Here is a 19476-nt window from a genome sequence, read left to right as displayed (position 1 = left end):
GCTCGTGCGGAGGCCGCGCCCCCCGCTCCACGGCGTGTGCCCGTCACGGGTCGGCCCGCCCCGCTCCGGAGCGGGACCCGCCCGGGAAGGTGCCGCGGCCCCGCGCGTTCCGGAGGGACCGTCGGCGTTCGAGGAGGGCGGTGCGGACGGCCCGCCCGGCAGGGGCGGCGGATCGATCGGCGTCCGGCGGGCAGTGGCGACGTCCGCCGGTGGCGTTGCCGCCGCCGACATGGGTCAGCCGTTCCGGAGTCCCGGGCGTTGCCACCGCGGTCGGCCCCGACGGGCGGCCCCGCCGCGGGCGGTGGCGGGCGAGAGTACGGCCGCGAGCAGCATCAGCAGCATGACGGGCAGCATCGCGGCGCGCAGCCCCTGGTGTTCGCCGAGGAAACCCAGCAGCGGCGGCCCGGCCAGCAGCGCGACGTAGCCGATCCGGGAGGCGAGGGCGATCCGGGCGGTGGTGTCCGGGCCGGACTCACCGGCCGCGGAGAGCGCCAGCGGGAACCCGAGCGAGGTGCCGAGCCCCCACAGCAGCACGGCGCAGGCCGCGGCGGCGGGGACGTCCACGAAGGAGACCAGGGCGATCCCGGCCGCGGTCAGCAGCGCACCCGTGCCGAGCACCGCGGGGCGTCCGAAGCGGGTGACCACGGGGCCGCCGGCGAAGCGGCCCACCGCCATGGTCGCGGCGAACCCCGCGTAGACCGCCGATCCGAGACCCGTCGGCATGCCGTGGCCGTCGACCATCAGCAGCGGCAGCCAGTCGGTGGCGGCGCCCTCGGCGAGCGTCACGCCGAACACCACGCCGCCGATCATCAGCAGCCGGGGGTCCAGGAGCAGCCGGTGTCCCGGGGAACCGACGGCCCCCGGCCCCGCTCCGCCGGGCGGCGCTCCGGGGTCCGGCTCCGGGCGGCCCAGACCGGGGCGGAGGCCCGGCACCGCGCAGGCGAACAGCCCGGCCGCCAGCAGCAGCGTCGCGGTCAGGTGCCAGGACACCGGCAGGCCGACGACCGCTCCGGCCACGCCGAGGCAGGCGCCGATCACGGTGCCGAGGCTGTAGCAACCGTGCAGGGCCGGGAGCACCGGTCGGCCGAACTCCCCTTCCACCACCGCCCCGTCGACGTTGCTGGCGACCTCGGACAGGCCGATGCCCGCACCGATGAACGCCAGCCCCGCGGCCACCGCCGGGGCCGAGGCCGTGGCCGCGCCCAGCGCGGCGGTCCCCACACCGGCCAGCACCAGGCCCATGCCGGCCAGGATCACCGGCCGGGTGGCGAACCGTGCCACCAGCGCGCCCGCCACCAGGATGCCGAGCATCGAGCCGATCGACATGCCGAACAGGACCAGGCCCATCTCCGCGGTGGACGCCCCCAGCCGGTCCCGTACGTCGGGGGTGCGGGTCACCCAGGTGGCCAGCGACAGCCCGGGTATCGCGAAGCAGAGTTGCAGGGCCCGGCGGTGACGGCGGACCACCGGGGCCGGATGGAGCGGCTCCATGAGCGGGGATCTCCAGGATGGAACGGTCGGCGTACCCGCGCACCCTAGCCGTTACGTCTTTCCTCCTCACGGCCGGGAGGCACCGCCCGCCGGGACGCTCCCCGCGGGGCCCGGCGCGGCCGGCTCGAAGCCGGTGCCACCGGCCGTCCCCGTGGCGGCGGTGCTCGCGGAGCCGCCGTGGACGGACCGGAGGGCGACGCCGGGGAAGTGTGTCCCGGGGGCGGCCCGTGAGCGGGCGACGGGTTCGAGGACGCGCCCTCCGCGGCGGGCCGGGTCAGCGCCTGCGGCCGGCGTGGAGCTCCAGCCGCTCGGCCTCGAAGCGCGCGCGGAAGTCGCGGTCGTGGGAGACCGCGACCACCGCCCCAGGGAACGCCGTGAGGGCCGCCCTGAGGTCCTCGGCCAGGTCGGGCGCGACGTGGTTGGTCGGTTCGTCGAGGACGAGGAGGTCCGCGGGCCGGGTCACCAGCCGCGCGATCTGCAGCCGCCGCCGCTGCCCCACGGACAGGGCGGCGACGGGGACGTGCAGGTCCTGGTCGCGGAACAGGCCCAGGGACAGGAGCCGTTCGGCGTGCTCCTCCGGCGGTCCGGACCGCCCGGCGGCGAACGCGGCGAGCAGGGGCAGCCGGGTGGCGCGCGCGGGCAGGTCCTGGGCGAGGTAGCCGGTCCGGGCGGGGCGGAGCACCGTGCCCGCGTCCGGCCGCAGGTCCCCGGCCAGGACGCGGAGCAGCGTCGACTTCCCCGCGCCGTTCGCCCCGGTGACGAGCAGGCGTCCGCCGGGCCCGAGGGCCAGGCGCCCGTCCAGGCGCAGTCGTTCCCCGACCCGTACGCCGTCGAGCGCGGCGAGTGTTCCCCGGGCCGGTCCGTCGCCCGCCGCCGGCAGCGCCGTCGTGAACCGGAGAGGTGCCGGCGGCTTCGCCACCGGGTCGCGCCGCAGCCGGTCCAGGCGCTCCCGCACGGAGCGCACCTGCCCGCCGAGCTTGGCCTCGCTGGAGCGGCGGTGCTTGCCGAAGCCCTGCTTCGGGTCGCGGCCGGTGGTGGTCAGCCGCCTGCCCGCGGCCTCCAGCAGTTCCTCCGTACGGGCCACATCCTCGGCCCAGTCCGCGTACCGCTGCTCCGCGCCGCGCCGGGCGGCGGCCTTCGCGGCGCGGTAGCCGGCCCATCCGTCCCCGTACCGGCGCACGGTGCGCTCGTCCCGGTCGACCTCCAGGACCGTGGTGGCGACGCGCTCCAGGAAGCCTCGGTCGTGAGTGACCGCGACGACGGTGCCGCGGTGTGCGCGCAGGTGCTCCTCCAGCCAGCGCACGGCGGTCGCGTCGAGGTGGTTCGTGGGTTCGTCCAGGAGGAGCAGTTCCGGGGCGGCGGCCAGGGTGCAGGCGAGCGCGAGCCGGGACCGCTCGCCGCCGGACAGCGAGCCGAGCGGGCGATCCCGGGTGACCCCGGCCAGCCCGAGTCCGTGCAGGGCGGCGTCCACCCGGGCGTCCGCCGTGTAGCCGCCGCGCTCCTCGTAGGCGTTCAACAGCTCGCCGTACGCGTCTAGTTCCTCCTGGGAGGCGTCGGTGAGGGACTCCTCCGCCGTACGGAGGCCCCGCTCCATGACGCGCAGCTCGGCCAGTGCGAGGTCGACGGCGTCGCGCACGGTGCGGTCCGCGCCGAGGCCGAGGGTCTGGGCGAGATGGCCCGTTCCGCCGGGGAAGCGGACGGTGACCTCCCCGGCGTCCGGCGGCTCTGCCGCGGCGAGCAGCCGCAGCAGGGTGGACTTGCCGGAGCCGTTCTCCCCGATGACGGCGGCCCTCTCGCCCGGCCGGACGGTGAAGGAGACCTGATCGAGGACGGTCCGGGTGCCGTACGACTTGGAGACGGACCTGACGGCCAGTTGGGCCACGGCGGGGGCGGGGGCGGTGGAGGGCAGGGCGGGACGAGCGCGGTCGCGCATGGGGCTTCCCCGGGAGTACGAAGGGTCGACGGGCGGCAGAACGGCGGCGGGGCCGTGCCCGGACTCAGACGAAGAAGAGGAAGGCCATGGCCCCACCCTAGCAAGACGAGACGTCTCGCCTCAACCTGTACGGGCGGGTGGTCCGTGCCCGGCGCGGGACCTCCGCGACCGTCCCGACGAGCGGTCCCCCGTGTCGCGCGGGGAAACGGGGCACCGCGATGCGGCGAACCGGGCGCCCGGACCGCTCGGCGGCGACCCCGTCGGGAGGCCACCGGGCCCTGGGCCTTCCGCGGCCGGGGCCTCGCGGCATGCGCGGGATTGCGGCCCGGGGCGCGGGGCACACGCCCCGTGGAAGCAACCCACGCGAGTGAGACGAGGGAGACCCCATGCTCGTGGCACACCCCGCCGTGCTGAGGAAACTGGTCGGGCAGTACGAAGCGCTGCGGGCCCGGCACTCCCCGGACAGCGGTGCGGAATCGCAGCGCCGCCTCGACGACGTCGGCTACACCCTGTGTGTGTCCACCGGCACGCGCGATGTCGAATCCGCCCTCGTCGTCGCCCGCCGCCAACTGTCCGCGGTCCGCTGCGCGGACGAGCCCTCGCTCACCGCCTGAGAACCCTCCCGGGTGCGGACCGGCCCGCACCCACCCGTCCCGGCCCCGCGGCCCCGTCTCCCCGCCGGGGAGCGGGACCGTTCAGACGTCGGTGCCGGCGTGGGTGTGGCGGCCCCCGGCGCGGGGACCGTGCCAGTCCAGGCAGAGCACCGTGGCGTCGTCCTCCAGGCGGCCGTGGCAGGCGTCGGTGACGGCGCCGGTCAGCAGGCCCACGACCTCGCGCGGGTGCTCCGCGGCCGTGTCACGGATCAGCCCGGGCAGGTTGACGGTCTCCGCCTGGCGTTCCTGCATGCCGTCCGTGTACAGGACGAGGCGATCTCCCGGGCGCAGGTCGATGTCCTGGGCCCGGTAGGGGTCCCCCGCCGCCACGCCGAAGGGCAGGTCCGCCTCGATGCGGACCTCCTCGACGGTACCGTGGCGCAGCCGCAGTGGCCAGGGATGGCCGGCGTTGACGAGCCGGGCGCGGCTGCTGTCAAGGGTGACGCGAAGCAGTTGGCCGGTGGCGAAGGTGGCGCGGTCGTGGTCGAGGAGGGCCCGGTGGGTCTGGCGGGCCTGTTCGACCAGACCGCTGTCGGCGCGCCGGGCCCTGCGGGAGGCGTTGACGACGAGGGTGGCCGTGAGAGCGGCCTCGATGTCGTGGCCCATGGCGTCGGTGATCGACAGGTGCAGCGTGTTGTGGTTGAGGGTGTAGTCGTAGGTGTCACCGGCGATGCTGTCGGCGGGGGCCAGGGCGCACGCGAGGGAGAACTGGGCCGCTTCACAGGCGGACGCTGTGGGCAGGAGCTGCCGCTGGATCTCCGCGGCCAGGGACATCGAGGTGGTGCGCTGGCCCCGGTGGTAGAGATCCGTGAAGCGGCGGTCGGTGACGATGATGTAGGCCAGCGCGTGCGCGGCCTGCTCCACCTGTTCGAGGGTGTCGTGATCGGCGTCGGGCAGGGAGAGTTCCAGGACACCGATGGTGTCCCCGCGGTTGGTCACCGGGGCGAGTACCCGCGTCGCCGCCCCTTCGCCACGGGTCCGCACCAGACGCTGTTGTCGCAGGACCTCGTCGTAGACGCTGCCCGCCAGTGGAATCTGCTCGGCCCGACGGCCCTCGTCGACACGGGCCTCCTCGTCGACGGGGGTCTCCTCGCTGACCCGTACCACCTTGCGTCCGATCACGTCCACGAGCAGGAAGGAAACGGATCGTGCGCCGAACCTGTCCCGCAGGATCCGGGCCACGACATCGAGAGCGGAGACCGGCGAGGCGTCCTCCGCCGCCGCCAGAATCCCGGCCAGCCCGATCCGTTCCGACATATGAGCCTCCCTGGCGCTCAGCCCCTTGCCCAGGCATCCCCGGGCGCCACCGGCACCCAAACGCACACGGTTCGGCCGACCGGGCCCGTCCCGGGCCGGGGTGAGCCGGCACGATCGGGGAAACACCCGGACACCTGCTCACAGGCCGGCCCACGAGCGCACCGGCACGGTGTACGAGTGCCCGGACAACGCCGAGAACCACCTCGGAGATCGGCCGCGAAGCGTGGCGGCCCACGTCGCCAGCCGCTCAGTGGGAAGGTCGGGAAGGAAGTCCTGCGGGCCGGGCGGCGCGGGGGACTACCGTGCACTTCGCGAACGGCGGCAGGTGCCGGACGCGAACGAGTAGGTTCAGGGCGGCCTGCTGTGGCGGGACCCGCGCACCACCACCGAGGCGCCCCCGATCCGCACGACATGTCAGCCGTCCGGCGCAACGGTCTCGTGCCCGTTCCTGTATGTCCGGCGGCACGGCTCCGTCGCCGGCCGTGGCCCGCTCCCGCCGGATCCCGTGGTCTACGGTCCGGAGAGGGCCCCGCCGGGTGAGGACCCCGACCTCGGCGGACCGCGAGCGGATTGCTCACGGACACCCGGACCCGGAACAGCCGGCTCACCCCCCTGGGTGAACGACCGGGCCCTTCTTCGTGAGGGCCGCTTCGGGCCCGCGGTCCCATGCGTACGACTTTGCGGACCTTGCCGACGGAGCGTGGAGTGCCGCGCGCGCCGGAGCCGCCCGCGCGGTCACCTGGCCGGTCTCCGGGTCGCGACCGGCGCGGCACACCGGTGTGCACAGAGCTTTGGCCCGCCGCCACCCGAGTCCGGTGGTAAGCACCTCGGCGTCGGTGCCCTGGTGGTGCCGCGGGCGGGACCGCGGCACGGGATTCCCGGCCCTGCCCGGTTCCGGAGGAACCGCGTGGCCCCGTGGAGCGGGTCCGGCCGCTCCGAAACGGCGCGCGAGGCGATGGAAGGCCGGGCGAACGGGATGCCCCCGTGCCTCCTCGGGTCGCCGGGGCCCGCGCCCCGACCGGGCCCCGGCGTGGTGGCCGGAAGCGCCCCGCCGCGGGGCCGCCGGGACGGTTGAGGCAGGTCCGCCGCCCGACTCGTTCGAGATGCGCGGTCCCTCCCCGCCAAGAGACTGGAAGCTATGGCAGAGAAGACACGCGCCCGCACCGGGACCGCGAAGAAGACCACGGCATCCCGCCGCCCGGCCCGCCAGGGGCCCGAGCACGCCGCCCGCGCGGCCTGCCAGAGCCTGGAACGGCTCATCGACCACCACACCGAGGGCGTCTCCGCGGTGCGGCGCGGCGACGACGGCTGGCACGTCGTGGTGGACGTGCTCGAAGTGCCACGCATCCCCGACACCACCAGTCTGCTCGCCTCCTACGAAGTCCACCTGGACGAGGCGGGCGAACTCCTGGAGTACAGCCGGGTCCGCCGCTACCGGCGCGGAGCCGCCGACGAATGACCCGGGCACCACCGCCGAACGCCCGCGGTCCCGACCCGGCGACCGTGCCGCCCTCCCCGCCTCCGGAAGGACGCCTCCATGACGACCATGTACGCCGACGAAGTCCTGCCCTGCCCGCCGCGCGCCGGGACCCTCTACGACGTTCTCGAACTCATCCTCGACCGCGGCATGGTCATCGACGTGTTCATCAGGGTCTCTCTGGTCGGCATCGAGATCCTCAAGATAGACGCCCGCATCGTGGTGGCCAGCGTGGACACCTATCTCCGGTTCGCCGAGGCGTGCAACCGGCTCGACCTGGAGCGGGACTCGCGCAGCACGACCGTCCCCGAGCTGTTCGGCGGCGGCGCCAGGGCCGTCGGCAAGCGCAAGGTGCGCAAGGTCGCCCGGTCCGTGGGTGACACGGTCCGCAGCGTCGTCGGTGCCGAGGACGACGACGAGCACGAGGAACGGCCCGGGAAGCGCCGGCCGTCGGCGCACAAGGGCTCGTCCGCCAAACGCCGCAGGGTGGAGGCATGACCGCGACCCCGGGCGGACTGTACGTCTACGCCGTCGTCTCCGCGGACCGGCCGCTGCCCGAGGGCGTGGTGGGGCTGGGCGCGCCGCCGGCCCGCCCGCGGCTGCTGGCGCAGGGGCCGGTCGCCGCCGTGGTGAGCGCGGCACCGCCACGGCTCAGGGCCCGGCGCCGTGACCTCATGGCCCATCAGGATCTCCTGCTGGCTCTCGCCGGCACCCGCCCGGTCCTGCCGATGCGCTTCGGGACCGTCGCACCGGACGAGGAGACCGTGTGCGGTGAGCTGAACCGGGGGCGGCAGGCCCACCTCGCCACACTGCGGCACCTCGCCGACGGCATCGAGATCAATGTCAAGGCCCTTCCGGCCCAGGACTCCCTGGCCTCGGTCGTCGCCGAGGAGAGGACCGTGCGCAGACTGCGCGACGAGGTCCGCCGCCGGCCGGGCTACGAGGCGAACGTCCGGCTCGGTCAGGCCGTGGCCACCGCGCTCGCCCGACGGGCGGCGGAGGCCGGGCAGCGGATCCTGCGCGCCCTCACCCCACTGGCCCGGGAGGTGGCGCCGGGCCCCGAGGTGCCGGGATGCGCGCTCAACGTGTCCTTCCTCGTCGACCGGCGGGACGGCGAGCGCTTCCGGGAGCGGGCCCTGGGACTGGCCGGTTCCCATCGGGACCACGTCGAACTCCGCGTCGCCGGACCGCTGCCCTGCTACAGCTTCGTCGCGCCCCGGCGCGCCCGGACACCGGCGGGGCCCTGACATGGGGCTGATCAGTGGAGTCCTGCTGCTCCCCCTCGCGCCGGTACGCGGCGTGGTCTGGGTTGCCGGGAAGGTGCACGAGTGCGCCGACCGGGAGCTGCACGACCCCAGGGTGATCAGAGCCCAACTCATCGCGTTGAACCGCGAGTTCGAGGCGGGCGACATCAGTGGGGCGGAGTTCGAACGGGCCGAGGAGAAGTTGCTCGACCGGCTGCACGCCGCCCAGGGCCGCTTGGCCGTCCGAGGGCGCCGCCCACCCAATGATCGAAGGTGACTGGATTCATGGATGACCAGACCAAGGTGACCCTGGCGGCCGCGGTCGTCGGCGGATACGTGCTGGGCCGCACCAAGAAGGGGCGGATGGCCCTGACCCTCGCCACCTACCTGGCCGGCAGGCGGTTCGGTCTCGAACCGCGGCAACTGGCCGCCGAGGGGGTGCGCAGGCTCGGCGAGGTCCCGCAGTTTGCCGCACTGCGGGACCAACTCCGGGACGAGGTTCTGGAATCGGGCCGCAAGGCGTTCGGCGCGGCCGCGGACCGGGGCTTGAACTCCCTCGCCGACATCCTGAGCGACCGCACGGCCCGGCTCACCGCCGCCGGGGCCGGGGAGGACGACGAGGAGTACGAGGGCGACGACGAGGAGGAACCGGAGGACGAGTACGAGGACGAGGAGGAGTACGAGGGCGAGGAAGAGGAGGAGACGGCGGAGGACGGGGACAGGGGGTCGCCGCGTGCCCGCCGCCGTCCGGAGGGCTCCGGTGGCCGTGGGGAGGGCGCGTCCCGCGGACGGAAGTCGACCGGGGGAGAGGCACCCCGGGCGGAGAAGAAGCCCGCGGGCAAGTCCGGGCGGGGGGAGCCGGACGCGGAGCGGACGGCCGCGGGCCGCAAGCGCGCGGCGAAGAAGTCCGCCCCCAAGAAGGCGGCCGCCAGGAGGACGGGGGCGAAGGCACCCGCGAGGAAGTCCGCGGCCAAGAACGCCCCGTCGGCGGAGAAGTCCACGTCATCCAAGCGCGCCGCGTCCCAGCGGTCCGAACGCCGGAGGTAGTCAGTCATGGCCAGGACGGGCAAGGAGGAGCCGGGAACGGCGGAGTCGGGCATGGACCGGCTGCGCGAGGAGGTCTCCCACTATCTCGGGGCGCAGGTGCAGAAGCTCGCGGAGAGGGCCGGTGGCAGGCTCACCGACCTCACCGGCCGGCTGACGGATGTCGCCGAGAACGGGGGGAGTCTGCCCGCGATCGGCTCGCGCCTCCTCAAGGGCGAGTCACCGGCGAAGGCCTTCATCGCGGAGAAGGCGAAGGGCGTCAAGGACGACGTCGTGGGCAAGGCCAAGAACGCGTTCGGTGGCGGGGACGGGGGCGGGGACGGGGGGAGGAGCAAGCCGGGCGGGCCGAAGGTCACCAGCATCATCGAGGTCCTCGACGTGGGGGTGCCGCTCCGCGACGCGTACGACTACTGGACGCAGTACGACCGGTTCAGCGATTTCGCCAAGGGCGTGCAGAACGTCTCCAAGAACGATGAGCAGGAGAGCGACTGGAAGGTCAAGATCGCCTTCTCCTCGCGCAGCTTCAAGGCGACGGTCCAGGAGCAGATCCCGGACGACCGCATCGTCTGGACGTCCGAGGGCGCCAAGGGCACCACACGGGGCACCGTGAGCTTCCACGAACTGGCACCGAGCCTGACGCGGATCATCCTCGTGGTCGAGTACTACCCCTCCGGGTTCTTCGAGAAGACCGGGAACCTGTGGCGCGCGCAGGGCCGCCGCATGCGGCTCGACTTCAAGCACTTCCAGCGCTTCGTCACCCTGACCGAGGAGGAGCCGGAGGGGTGGCGCGGCGAGATCCGCGACGGCGAGGTCGTGGTCACCCACGAGGAGGCGATGGAACGGGAGGAGGCCGAGGACTCCGAGGGGTCCGACGAGGACGAACGTCCGGAGGAGGACGAGGAGGACGAGTTCGGCGACGAGGAGTCGGAGGAGGACGAGGAGCCCTACGGCGAGGACGACGAGGACGAGGAGGACGAGGACGGCGAGGACGACGAGGACGAGGAGGACGAGGAGGACGAGGAGGACGAGGAAGAGGACTCCGAGCCCCACCGCGGCCGTCGCGCGAGGCGCGGTCGTGACTGACTTCGCCTACCTGGAGGAGACCACCTACCAGGCACCGGGCCCGCCGTCCTCGAACCTCGCCGACATCCTCGAACGCGTGCTGGACAAGGGCATCGTCATCGCCGGCGACATCAAGATCGACCTCCTCGACATCGAACTCCTCACCATCCGCCTGCGCCTGTTCGTGGCATCGGTCGACACGGCGCGGAAGGCCGGGATCGACTGGTGGGAGACGGACCCGGCGCTCAGTTCCCACGCCGCCCGCAACGCCCTGCTGGACGAGAACCGTGAACTGCGGGCGCGTCTGGCCGGCCTCGAAGGAGGCGCGGAGACCGACGACGACGCCGTTCCCGCGCAGGACGCCACGGAGAAGGAGGAGCGGAACCCATGACGCACCGGGACCCCGGCCCGACGCCGCCCGACGGCGACGCCGTCTATGTCTTCGCCGTCCGCCCCCGCGAGCCTTCGGAGGCCGGGAGCCCGCCGGGTGCCGCCGGAATCCCGGGCGGGGGAAGGGTCCGTCTCCTGCCGCTCGGGGAACTCGCCGCCGTCGTCCAGACCGTACCGGCGGCCGACTTCACCGAGGAGGCGTGGCAGGCCAGGCTGGCCGATCGCGAGCAGCTCGAACGGTACGCCCGGGCCCACCACCGCGTGGTGTCCGCCGCCGCCGAGGAGGGCCCTGTGGTTCCCCTGCCGCTGGCCACGCTCTATCACGGGGAGTCCAGGGCTCGTGCGGCGCTCACCGCCGAGAGCGGGCGGTTCCGCGCCGCGCTGGAGCGCACGGCGGACCACGCGGAGTGGGGTGTCAAGGTCTACGCGACCCGCCCCGCCACCGCGGTGACCGGCCGATCCGCGCCCGCCGCCGTACGCCCGGCGGAGCGCGCCGGGCCACCGCCTCCGGGGGCCGGCCTCGCCTACCTCGAACGCAGGCGGGCGGTGCGGGCCCGGCGGGAGGAGCACCAGGACGAGGCGCTCCGCGTCGCGGAGGCGGTGTACACGGAGTTCGGGAAGATGGCCGCGGCGTCCCGCAGACTGCGCGCCCACACCCCGGGACCCGCGGGCGACCGCCGGACCCAGGTCCTCAACGCCACCTATCTGGTGCGCACGGACCGGGCGGTCGACCTCGCGCCGCTGGCCAGGGCCCTGGGCGAGCGCACCGGGGCGCGGATCGAACTCTCCGGGCCCTGGGTCCCGTACTCCTTCGTGGGCGAGGTGTAGCGGGTGTTCCACGAGATCGTTCCCTGGGACGGCCCCGAGCCCCTGGAGGGCCCCGTGGGGGTGCCGCTGGTCGACCTGCTCGACCGGGTCCTGTCCACCGGGGTGGTGGTCAGCGGGGACCTGGTGATCGCCATCGCGGACGTCCCCCTCGTCCGGCTCTCGCTCCACGCGCTGCTGTCCTCGGTCAGCGAGCGGATCCCCGCGCCGTGGGCGGACGGGGGCCCGCTGTGACGGCGCCCTCCCGGGTCGACGTGAACCGGGACGAGCTGGGCCGCGATCTGGTCGCCCTCGTCCTGACCGTCGTGGAACTCCTGCGCCAGCTCATGGAGCGCCAGGCCCTCCGCCGCATCGACCGGGGAGACCTCACCGACCAGCAGGTCGAGGAGATCGGTACGACCCTCCTGCTGCTCGACGAGCGGATGACCGAGCTGTGCGAGCAGCACGGCGTGCGCCCCGAGGACCTCAACCTCGACCTCGGCCCGCTCGGCACCCTGCTGCCGCGCGACTGACATGCTCCTCGCGGGCAACGCCCTGCACGCCGACCTCGCCCCGGAGGCGGCCGGCAGCGGCGGGTTCGGCTGGCTGATGTCCATGCTCGGCCAGACCTACGGCTTCCCCGTCCCGTCCGGCGGCTCCGGGGCCCTGACCGACGCCCTGGCCGGCCGCCTGCGGGCCCGGGGCGGCAGCCTGCGCTGCGGACGGCGGGTCGAGGAGATCGTGGTCCGCGGCGGGCGCGCCGTCGGGGTGCGCACCGCCGGGGGCGGGGCCGTCGCCGCCCGGCGGGCCGTCCTCGCGGACGTGTCGGTCCCCGCCCTGTACGGGCGGCTCCTCGACCCCGCGCACCTGCCCGGACAGGTCCTCGCCGATCTGCGCCGCTTCCAGTGGGACTTCGCGACCTTCAAGGTCGACTGGGCGCTCGACGGCCCCGTGCCCTGGCGGTCCGCCGAGGCGGCGGACGCAGGCACCGTGCACCTGGCGGACGGCCTCGACGAGCTGACCCGCTTCGCCGCACAGCTCGCCATGGGCCGCGTGCCCGACCGGCCCTTCGCCCTGTTCGGCCAGATGACCACCGCCGACCCCACACGCTCGCCGCGCGGCACCGAGTCCGCCTGGGCGTACACCCATGTTCCGCACCGGGTGCGGGGTGACGCGGGGGAGGAGCACCTCACCGGGGCCTGGGACGCGGGGGAGCGGGAGATCATGGCGGACCGGCTGGAACGGCAGGTGGAACGCTTCGCGCCCGGCTTCCGCGCCCTGATCCGGGCCCGGCGTGTCCTCGCCCCGCCGACCCTGGAGTCCCTGGACGCCAACCTGCGCGCAGGCGCCGTCAACGGCGGGACCGCCGCCGTGCACCAGCAGCTGGTCCTCCGGCCCGTGCCGGGCTCCGGGCGGGCCGAGACCCCGGTGGACGGCCTCTTCCTCGCCTCCGCCGGCGCCCACCCCGGAGGCGGTGTGCACGGGGCTCCGGGGGCCAACGCCGCGCACGCCGCGCTGCGCCGGCGGCGGCTGCCCGGGCTCGCCCCGCTGCAGCGGGCCCTCACCCGGCGCGATCGCACCGGGTACCGGCGATGACCCTCCGGGACCGGGCCACCGACGCTCCGCCCCGGCGCCCGTGCCCGCACCGGGCCGAACTCCCGGCCGGTTCCCCGCCGGGCGACCACCGTGCCGCACCCCCGTCTCCGAGGAGCCACCCATGACCGACAGCCCCCTGCGTGACCGGACCGTCGTCGTGACCGGCGCCGCCAGAGGACTGGGCGCCGCGCTGGCCCGTGCGTGCGCCGACCGGGGCGCCCGGCTCGCCCTGCTCGGCCATGAGCCCGGACGGCTGGCCGCGCTGGCGGCCGATCTCCCGGGCCCGGCGCTGGCCCTGGAGACCGACGTCACCGATCCGGCGGGGCTGGCGGACGCGGCCCGCGCGGTGCGCGCCCGGTTCGGACCGGCCTCGGTCGTGATCGCCAACGCCGGCATCGCGCACGGAGGCGCGTTCGCCACCTCGGACCCCGGCGAATGGCGCCGCCTGATCGACGTGAACCTCACCGGCAGCGCCCAGACGGCCCGGGCCTTCCTGCCGGACCTGCTGGCCACGGCCGGGTACTACCTCCAGATCGCGTCGTCCGCCTCGCTCGGCGCGGCCCCGCTGATGAGCGCCTACTGCGCCTCCAAGGCCGGCGTCGAGGCCTTCGCCCACTCCCTGCGCGCCGAGACCGCCCACCGCGGTGTCGCCGTGGGGATCGCCTACCTCAACTGGATCGACACCGACATGATCCGCGACGCCGACCGCTACCCCGTCCTGAGCGAACTGCGCGCCCACATGCCGCCCCCCGCCCGGCGCACCTTCCCGGCGGACACGGCCGCCGAACGGCTGGTGCGGGCCGTGGAGCGCCGCCGGGGGGCGGTCTTCCTGCCCCCCTGGCTGTACCTGGCCCATCTGGCGCGAGCGGCACTGCCCCCCGTGGTCCTGCGTCTCTCCCGCCGGGAGGTGCCCCGGCTGGAGGCCGAGGGCGCCTCCGCTCCCACCGGCCCCCTCGGCGCGGGCGGCAGGGCGGACGAGCGGGCGGGCTCCCACCGGGCCCCCCGTCGGCCGTGAGCGCCTTCTCGGAGGCGGATGCGGTCACCTCTCCGTCCACCGCCGGGGGTCGGTCGTGGGCCGGGCACGCCGCGGGTGCGCGGGCCGACCCCATGACTCGCGGCGCCGATGACGGGCGGCCCGGGCACGCCGCGCCGGGCCCTGGAGCGCCCACGGGCCGGGCTCAGCGGCCCAGGGCCCTGCTGAGCTGCTGCTTGTTCATCGACGAGCGGCCCTCGATGTTCTTCTTCCGGGCCTCTTCGTAGAGCTGGTCCCTGGTCGGACCGCCCGGCCCGCTGTGCGAACGCTGCCCGCCCCGCCGGGACGCGGACTTGGGGTCGCGGAGGGACGTCCTGCTCGCCGTCCTGGACTCACCCGCGCGGGCCCGTTCCTTGTTGACGGTGCGGGCGGCGATCTCCTTCGCCCGCTTCTCGGAGGTGCCGCGCTTCTCGGCCCCCTCCTTGATGTGCTCGTACTGGCGTTCACGCTTGCGGCTGGATCCTGCGGGCATGGCTCTTCCCTTCCGTGAGTCGGCGACCGGACCGCCGACGGCACACGGTCCCCGCCGTCCGCCCGGCCGTACCACGAGTGCTCGGGCCGTCCGTCGGCAAACCCGCCTCCCGGACGGGGCGGGCGGGCGGCGCCCGTCGTGCGCCCGCCCGTGCCCGACCGGATCCGCCCGCATCAGGACCCGGCCGTCCGGCGCACTCCCGGCACGGGCGGAAGCCCCCGGCCGGTTCGCCGTGTTCCGCCCCGGGTACCCGGGCGCGGCACACACGCAGGACCGGCCGCGGACGGAACGCGGAGTGACACAGGGAGCGCGAGGACGATGAAGGCAGTGGTGTGGCACGGAAAGCGGGACGTCAGGGTGGAGGACGCGCCCGATCCGGTGATCCGGGAGCCCACGGACGCGGTCATCCGCGTCACCAGCAGCGGACTGTGCGGCTCCGACCTGCACCTCTACGAGGTGCTCACGCCGTTCATGACCCCCGGCGACATCCTCGGCCACGAGCCCATGGGCATCGTGGAGGAGGTCGGGCCCGAGGTCACCCACATCGCTCCCGGTGACCGGGTGGTGGTGCCCTTCCAGATCGCGTGCGGCCACTGCCACATGTGCGGCACCGGCTTGCCCACCCAGTGCGAGACCACCCAGGTCACCGCCGAGGGCATGGGTGCCCAGCTCTTCGGCTACACCCGCCTGTACGGTGCCGTTCCCGGGGGCCAGGCCGAGTACCTGCGGGTGCCGCAGGCCCAGTTCGGGCCGATCAAGGTGGACCACGGACCGGCCGACGACCGCTTCGTCTACCTCTCCGACGTCCTGCCCACCGCCTGGCAGGCCGTCCGCTACGCCGACGTTCCCCGGGGCGGCACCCTCGCCGTCCTCGGCCTCGGTCCCATCGGTGACATGGCCTGCCGGATCGCCCTCGCCCAGGGCGCCGGACGGGTGTTCGGCGTGGACCTCGTCCCGGAACGCCTCGAACGGGCCCGCGCCCGCGGCGTGGAGACCTACGACCTGCGCGCCTTCGACAAGCAGAAGGACCTGGTCGCGGCTCTCCAGGACGAGACCGGGGGGCGCGGCCCCGACGCCGTCATCGACGCGGTCGGCACGGAGGCGCACGGGGGAGCCGCCGCCAGGCTGGCGCAGCAGGCCGTGGGCGTCCTGCCCCGCTCGCTCGGCGCCCCGCTGACCGAGCGCTTCGGCGTCGACCGGCTCGCCGCCCTGTACACGGCCGTCGAACTGGTGCGGCGCGGTGGCACGATCTCCCTCTCCGGCGTCTACGGGGGCGCGGCCGACCCGATGCCCCTGCTCACCCTGTTCGACAAGCAGGTCCAACTGCGCATGGGCCAGGCCAACGTGCGCCGCTGGAGCGACGAGATCCTCCCGTACCTCACGGACGAGGACCCCCTCGGCGTCGACGACTTCGCCACCCACCGGGTGCCGCTCGCCGACGCGCCGGGTGCCTACGAGATGTTCCAGAAGAAGCGGGACGGCGCGGTCAAGGTGCTGATGAAGCCGTAGACGGCGGGTCCGGCCGCTCCGGTCAGCGACGCGGCCCAGTGGACCCCCGGGGGCCGCCGGAGAACGCGGCCGTGCCGCCCGGCGGCCCGGGCGTCCGGCGAGGTCCCGGGCCCGCGCCCGGCCGGTGGCCGGAGGCGTCCCGGCGGGTGCGGGACGGGGCCGCCGGGCACGGAGCGGAGGCCGGGCCTCCCCGTGGCGCGTTGTCGTCCCTGCCCGCCCGGGAGCCGTTGACGGGACGAGCGGCGGGGCGGTTTGCTCTGCTGCGCGCGGCGGGCGTCCGATCCGGGCGGGCCGCGACGGCGCGTGTCGGGGCGGACCAAGCGGACCAAGGGGAGGACTGGCCATGGCCGGTGGGGGGACGCGGAGGACGGGCGGGAAGGCGGCCGGCGGGGGGTCACCGGTCCGGCGGGCGGTGCGCGGCGGCGGGGTGTTGGCGGCGGCGCTCCTGCTGGGTGCCGGGACCGTCCTGCCCGCGGCGGCCGATCCGGGTGGGTCCGTGCGAACGGTGCCGGGGATCACCCAGCGGGTGTCCTACGGGCCGGGCGGCAGCCAGCTCGACGCCCCGGCGCTGGGCGGCGGCGTGAGCCGGGACGGGCGGTACGTGCTCTTCTCCTCGGCGGCGGACGATCTGGTGCCCGGGGACACCAACGGCATCGAGGACGCCTTCGTGCGGGACACCTGGACCGGGCGCGTCCAGCGGGTCACCGTGGGCGATCACGGCCGGCAGCTCACCGCCAAGGGGCTCGGCGGCGCCTCGCTGAGCGCCGACGGACGCTACGTCGCCTTCGACTCGGCCGAGCCCGGCCTGGTGGACGACGACACCGACACCCGCAGAGACGTCTTCGTCTTCGACCGGGTCACCGGCCGTACCGTACGGGCCACCTCCGGTCCGGACGGCGGTGGGTTCGACCCGGCGATCAGCGGCGACGGCCGGTACATCGCCTTCTCCTCCACCCGCAGGCTGGACCTTCCCGGCGGGCAGCGGGGGCACCAGAACGTCTTCGTCCTGGACCGCAGGACCGGCACCACCCGGCTGGCCAGCATCACCAACAAGGGCGCGGTCCCCGTCCACCCGTCCCGGGCGGCCACCATCAGCGACGACGGGCAGCGCGTCGCCTTCACCGCCCGGACCAGCAGCCTCCCGACGGACGACCCGTGGGACGACACGGAGGAGCCCGAGGAGACCGCGCGGACGCCGGAACCGCGGACCGACGGATCCGACGCGGGCACCGGCACCGACCCCTCCATCCGGAAGCCCACCCTCTACCCGCTCTGGGTCTTCGACCAGAGCACCGGCCGGGTCCGGAGCGGCAGCAGGGGGCCAAAAGGACAACTCGGCGCCACCGGCGGCCGCATCGCCCCGGACGGGCGGCACGTCGCGTTCATCGGCTGGGAGATCGACGAGCGGCCCGGCACACCTTCCGGGGGTCTGCTGCGCCACCGCTACGTCGCCTACGTCCACGACCTGCGGTCCGGGAAGACCACCAAGGTGGGCCTGACCGCCGACGGCGGGGACGGCAACGGCCAGGACACGAGGATCATCACCAGCGGCGACGGCCGCTGGGTCTACTTCACCTCCTCGTCGGACAATCTGGTGCCCGGTGACACCGACGGGCGCCCCGACCTCTTCCGTCACGACCTGCGCACCGGACGCACCGGAATGGTCTTCGACCTCGGGGACGCGCCGGACGAGGTGGGCGCCGTCACGGGTGTGGACCGCCACGGCACCGCGCTTGTCGTCGCGGGGTCGGACGACGCGTTCGGGTACCCGGGGGACACCAACGGGCACTACGACGTGTTCGTGCGCCGCGTGCTCCCCTGGTGACCCCGGGCGCCCGCCGCCGCGCGGGCGGCCCGGCGCAACGCGTCCGGCGTCCGGGAACCGGGGTGCGGCCCGCCGACCGGGCGGGCGCCGCCCCGGGCCGGGAAGACGGACCGCCGTCGGCCGACGACCGGAGCGCCCGACGACTCGACCGCGGCCTCCCGGAGTTCGTCGCACGCCCGCCGGACAGTGCCGTGGCCCGCACCGACGCTGAGGTCCGGGACGACCCGGGTGCGCGGACCGACGCCGCCCGGTGCCCCGAGAAGTCCGTGCGGCAGACGGTTCGACACCGTCTCAGTCCTTCAGCTCGGCAAGGCGCTCCAGATCGTCCCGGGCGGACTCTCGCTCCTGGCCGGTGAGACGGATCGCGGCGGCCCGGGCCAGCGCGGACCTCGCGGTCTCCTCGTCGCCGAGGCGTCCGGCGACGTCCGCGCGCAGCACGAGGAGGCGGAGCGACTGCGCCGGTGTGGGCCGCTCGTCCGCGGCGCCGAGTATCCGGTCGAGGACCCTCGCGGCGCTCTCCGGGTCCTCCTTCGAGTCCGCGAGCAGGGACGCGTGATGCAGGGCACGGGAAACGGGCTCGCCGGGAGCGGGCCGGTGGTGCTGGTCCCGGCTCGTCCGCTCGCCTATGCGGAGGCAGTTGCCGCCCGGGTCGGTCACGAGGAACTGCCGCATGCCGTACGAGGTGTCCCTCAGAAAGTGTTGGGTAACTGGGCGATTACTCGTATTTAAGGTCGTCGGCGAGGCGGCGGGCTGCTTCGGTTTCGATGGGACCGCGCGGTTCGATGTCCTCGCTGGCCAGTCGGGCGGCCATGAGCCGGATCATGGCCACCTTGATCATCGCTTCGGCGTGCGCGGTCTTGCGCTCGTAGTCCCGTGCCAACCGTCTGCACCGTCCCAGCCAGGAGAATGTCCGTTCGACCACCCACCTGCGGGGCAGCGCCTGGAAGCCTTTCACATCCGCGTTGCGCGGCACGGGGACGATCTCGAGGTTCTCGTGTTCGGCAGCCCAGCCGACGAGCGAGGCGTCCACGACGTTGATGTAGCCGCCGTCGGTCCAGACCAGTCCGACCTGCGGGAACAGCTCCCGGATGCCGCCGAGGACCAACTTCGCGCCCGCCCGGTCCTGCACGGAAGCCGAGTGCGCGACCGCCCGCAGCACGAGCCCGCAGGTGTCCACGAGCAGGTGCCGCTTGCGGCCCCGCACGCGTTTGCCCGCGTCGTAGCCGATCGCCTGACCGCCCTGGTGACTGCGGGCCGACTGCGAGTCGAGCACCGCCGCCGACGGCTGCGGATCCCGCCCGTCCGCGCTCCTGACCCGGTCGCGAAGCGCGTCGTGGACCCGGTCCCACGTGCCGTCCGCAGTCCAGGCCCGAAACCAGCGGTAGGCCACGTCCCACGGAGCGAGGTCGTGCGGCACCAGCCTCCAGGCACACCCGCTGACCAGCACATACAACACCGTGTCCACGACCAGACGGCGCGGGAACTTCAACGGCCGGCCACCCCGGCGCGGATCCCGCACCGGCAGCAGTGGCTCGATCACCGCCCACTGAGCATCCGTCAACGACGAGTCATAGGACGGCTTGCACGAACAGACACACATGGTGGTGATCTTCACGGAAACCCCGACCGCAAAGATCACCACCAGCACATCACAGAACGCAGTCGATCACTTACCCAACACTTTCT

The 19476-nt window shown here is 74.5% G+C and carries 19 protein-coding genes and 2 pseudogenes; 15 read left to right on the top strand and 6 right to left on the bottom strand.

Annotation, left to right across the window (positions count from 1 at the left end; genetic code table 11):
- Window positions 1-234 precede the first annotated feature (234 nt).
- Together GTY84_RS26430 and abc-f are read right to left on the bottom strand one after the other, a co-directional pair.
- Window positions 235-1491 carry an MFS transporter gene (locus GTY84_RS26430; protein WP_161228901.1) on the bottom strand — a complete coding sequence of 419 codons (1257 nt, stop codon included), beginning with the start codon at window positions 1489-1491 and terminating at the stop codon, window positions 235-237.
- A gap of 274 nt (window positions 1492-1765) precedes the next feature.
- Window positions 1766-3424, bottom strand: coding sequence for a ribosomal protection-like ABC-F family protein (gene abc-f, locus GTY84_RS26425; protein ID WP_161228900.1), 1659 nt, complete (start codon window positions 3422-3424; stop codon window positions 1766-1768).
- A 386-nt stretch (window positions 3425-3810) separates the two neighbouring features.
- On the opposite strand from abc-f, the gene GTY84_RS26420 reads away from it, so the two are divergent.
- Window positions 3811-4038, top strand: coding sequence for a DUF5133 domain-containing protein (locus tag GTY84_RS26420; RefSeq protein ID WP_161228899.1), 228 nt, complete (start codon window positions 3811-3813; stop codon window positions 4036-4038).
- A gap of 81 nt (window positions 4039-4119) precedes the next feature.
- Here GTY84_RS26420 and GTY84_RS26415 read toward each other — a convergent pair whose 3' ends face one another.
- A complete protein-coding gene (locus GTY84_RS26415) occupies window positions 4120-5334 on the bottom strand; it encodes a GAF domain-containing SpoIIE family protein phosphatase (RefSeq protein WP_161228898.1) in 1215 nt (404 codons plus the stop codon).
- Between the two features lie 1138 nt (window positions 5335-6472).
- On the opposite strand from GTY84_RS26415, the gene GTY84_RS26410 reads away from it, so the two are divergent.
- The 12 genes and pseudogenes from GTY84_RS26410 (at window position 6473) to GTY84_RS26355 (ending at window position 13966) form a co-directional block, all read left to right on the top strand.
- A complete protein-coding gene (locus GTY84_RS26410; protein ID WP_161228897.1) occupies window positions 6473-6793 on the top strand; it encodes a gas vesicle protein in 321 nt (106 codons plus the stop codon).
- Window positions 6794-6871: 78 nt separating this feature from the next.
- A complete protein-coding gene (locus tag GTY84_RS26405; protein WP_161228896.1) occupies window positions 6872-7309 on the top strand; it encodes a gas vesicle structural protein GvpA in 438 nt (145 codons plus the stop codon).
- Window positions 7306-8058 (top strand): GvpL/GvpF family gas vesicle protein, encoded by a 753-nt coding sequence (locus GTY84_RS26400; protein WP_161228895.1) that lies wholly within the window; start codon window positions 7306-7308, stop codon window positions 8056-8058. Before GTY84_RS26405 ends, GTY84_RS26400 begins: the two co-directional genes overlap by 4 nt.
- A gap of 1 nt (window position 8059) precedes the next feature.
- A complete protein-coding gene (locus GTY84_RS26395) occupies window positions 8060-8332 on the top strand; it encodes a gas vesicle protein GvpG (protein ID WP_161228894.1) in 273 nt (90 codons plus the stop codon).
- A gap of 8 nt (window positions 8333-8340) precedes the next feature.
- Window positions 8341-9102, top strand: a complete 762-nt coding sequence (locus tag GTY84_RS26390; protein WP_161228893.1) for a histone protein — start codon at window positions 8341-8343, stop codon at window positions 9100-9102.
- A 6-nt stretch (window positions 9103-9108) separates the two neighbouring features.
- The gene (locus GTY84_RS26385) at window positions 9109-10182 is read left to right on the top strand and encodes an SRPBCC family protein (protein ID WP_161228892.1); all 1074 of its coding nucleotides are present in this window, start codon (window positions 9109-9111) and stop codon (window positions 10180-10182) included.
- Entirely contained in the window at window positions 10175-10552 is a 378-nt protein-coding gene (locus tag GTY84_RS26380; RefSeq protein WP_345943534.1) for a gas vesicle protein, read from the top strand. Before GTY84_RS26385 ends, GTY84_RS26380 begins: the two co-directional genes overlap by 8 nt.
- A complete protein-coding gene (locus GTY84_RS26375; protein WP_161228891.1) occupies window positions 10549-11379 on the top strand; it encodes a GvpL/GvpF family gas vesicle protein in 831 nt (276 codons plus the stop codon). Before GTY84_RS26380 ends, GTY84_RS26375 begins: the two co-directional genes overlap by 4 nt.
- A 3-nt stretch (window positions 11380-11382) precedes the next feature.
- A complete protein-coding gene (locus tag GTY84_RS26370; protein ID WP_161228890.1) occupies window positions 11383-11610 on the top strand; it encodes a gas vesicle protein in 228 nt (75 codons plus the stop codon).
- Window positions 11607-11888 carry a gas vesicle protein K gene (locus GTY84_RS26365; protein WP_161228889.1) on the top strand — a complete coding sequence of 94 codons (282 nt, stop codon included), beginning with the start codon at window positions 11607-11609 and terminating at the stop codon, window positions 11886-11888. Before GTY84_RS26370 ends, GTY84_RS26365 begins: the two co-directional genes overlap by 4 nt.
- Before the next feature lies 1 nt (window position 11889).
- Window positions 11890-12951: pseudogene (locus GTY84_RS26360) on the top strand (NAD(P)/FAD-dependent oxidoreductase); the annotation flags it as partial.
- A 121-nt stretch (window positions 12952-13072) separates the two neighbouring features.
- Entirely contained in the window at window positions 13073-13966 is an 894-nt protein-coding gene (locus GTY84_RS26355) for an SDR family oxidoreductase (RefSeq protein ID WP_161228888.1), read from the top strand.
- A gap of 163 nt (window positions 13967-14129) precedes the next feature.
- On the opposite strand, the gene GTY84_RS26350 is transcribed toward GTY84_RS26355, so the two are convergent.
- Window positions 14130-14456: a plasmid stabilization protein gene (locus tag GTY84_RS26350; RefSeq protein WP_161228887.1), complete on the bottom strand. Its 327-nt coding sequence runs from the start codon at window positions 14454-14456 to the stop codon at window positions 14130-14132.
- Between the two features lie 318 nt (window positions 14457-14774).
- Between GTY84_RS26350 and GTY84_RS26345 the strand changes: the two genes are divergently transcribed.
- Entirely contained in the window at window positions 14775-15965 is a 1191-nt protein-coding gene (locus GTY84_RS26345) for a zinc-dependent alcohol dehydrogenase (protein ID WP_161228886.1), read from the top strand.
- A gap of 496 nt (window positions 15966-16461) precedes the next feature.
- Complete coding sequence (locus GTY84_RS26340; RefSeq protein WP_161228885.1) at window positions 16462-17790, top strand: PD40 domain-containing protein; 1329 nt, start codon at window positions 16462-16464, stop codon at window positions 17788-17790.
- 291 nt (window positions 17791-18081) lie between these two features.
- On the opposite strand, the pseudogene GTY84_RS26335 reads toward GTY84_RS26340, so the two are convergent.
- Together GTY84_RS26335 and GTY84_RS26330 are read right to left on the bottom strand one after the other, a co-directional pair.
- Window positions 18082-18483 (bottom strand): annotated as a pseudogene (locus tag GTY84_RS26335) (VOC family protein); the annotation flags it as partial.
- 22 nt (window positions 18484-18505) lie between these two features.
- Window positions 18506-19390, bottom strand: a complete 885-nt coding sequence (locus GTY84_RS26330) for an IS5 family transposase (protein ID WP_161224881.1) — start codon at window positions 19388-19390, stop codon at window positions 18506-18508.
- Window positions 19391-19476: the final 86 nt, after the last annotated feature.

This window comes from Streptomyces sp. SID8352 (assembly GCF_009862265.1).
Classification (GTDB): domain Bacteria; phylum Actinomycetota; class Actinomycetes; order Streptomycetales; family Streptomycetaceae; genus Streptomyces.
Note: the sequence above shows the minus strand (reverse complement) of the source record. Positions and strands in the feature narration are given on the sequence as shown.

Bases quoted from the DNA above. Each gene is read 5' to 3' on its own strand.
- GTY84_RS26430 (WP_161228901.1), bottom strand. From the start codon at position 1,491: ATGGAGCCGCTCCATCCGGCCCCGGTGGTCCGCCGTCACCGCCGGGCC.
- abc-f (WP_161228900.1), bottom strand. From the start codon at position 3,424: ATGCGCGACCGCGCTCGTCCCGCCCTGCCCTCCACCGCCCCCGCCCCC.
- GTY84_RS26420 (WP_161228899.1), top strand. From the start codon at position 3,811: ATGCTCGTGGCACACCCCGCCGTGCTGAGGAAACTGGTCGGGCAGTAC.
- GTY84_RS26415 (WP_161228898.1), bottom strand. From the start codon at position 5,334: ATGTCGGAACGGATCGGGCTGGCCGGGATTCTGGCGGCGGCGGAGGAC.
- GTY84_RS26410 (WP_161228897.1), top strand. From the start codon at position 6,473: ATGGCAGAGAAGACACGCGCCCGCACCGGGACCGCGAAGAAGACCACG.
- GTY84_RS26405 (WP_161228896.1), top strand. From the start codon at position 6,872: ATGACGACCATGTACGCCGACGAAGTCCTGCCCTGCCCGCCGCGCGCC.
- GTY84_RS26400 (WP_161228895.1), top strand. From the start codon at position 7,306: ATGACCGCGACCCCGGGCGGACTGTACGTCTACGCCGTCGTCTCCGCG.
- GTY84_RS26395 (WP_161228894.1), top strand. From the start codon at position 8,060: ATGGGGCTGATCAGTGGAGTCCTGCTGCTCCCCCTCGCGCCGGTACGC.
- GTY84_RS26390 (WP_161228893.1), top strand. From the start codon at position 8,341: ATGGATGACCAGACCAAGGTGACCCTGGCGGCCGCGGTCGTCGGCGGA.
- GTY84_RS26385 (WP_161228892.1), top strand. From the start codon at position 9,109: ATGGCCAGGACGGGCAAGGAGGAGCCGGGAACGGCGGAGTCGGGCATG.
- GTY84_RS26375 (WP_161228891.1), top strand. From the start codon at position 10,549: ATGACGCACCGGGACCCCGGCCCGACGCCGCCCGACGGCGACGCCGTC.
- GTY84_RS26355 (WP_161228888.1), top strand. From the start codon at position 13,073: ATGACCGACAGCCCCCTGCGTGACCGGACCGTCGTCGTGACCGGCGCC.
- GTY84_RS26350 (WP_161228887.1), bottom strand. From the start codon at position 14,456: ATGCCCGCAGGATCCAGCCGCAAGCGTGAACGCCAGTACGAGCACATC.
- GTY84_RS26345 (WP_161228886.1), top strand. From the start codon at position 14,775: ATGAAGGCAGTGGTGTGGCACGGAAAGCGGGACGTCAGGGTGGAGGAC.
- GTY84_RS26330 (WP_161224881.1), bottom strand. From the start codon at position 19,390: ATGTGTGTCTGTTCGTGCAAGCCGTCCTATGACTCGTCGTTGACGGAT.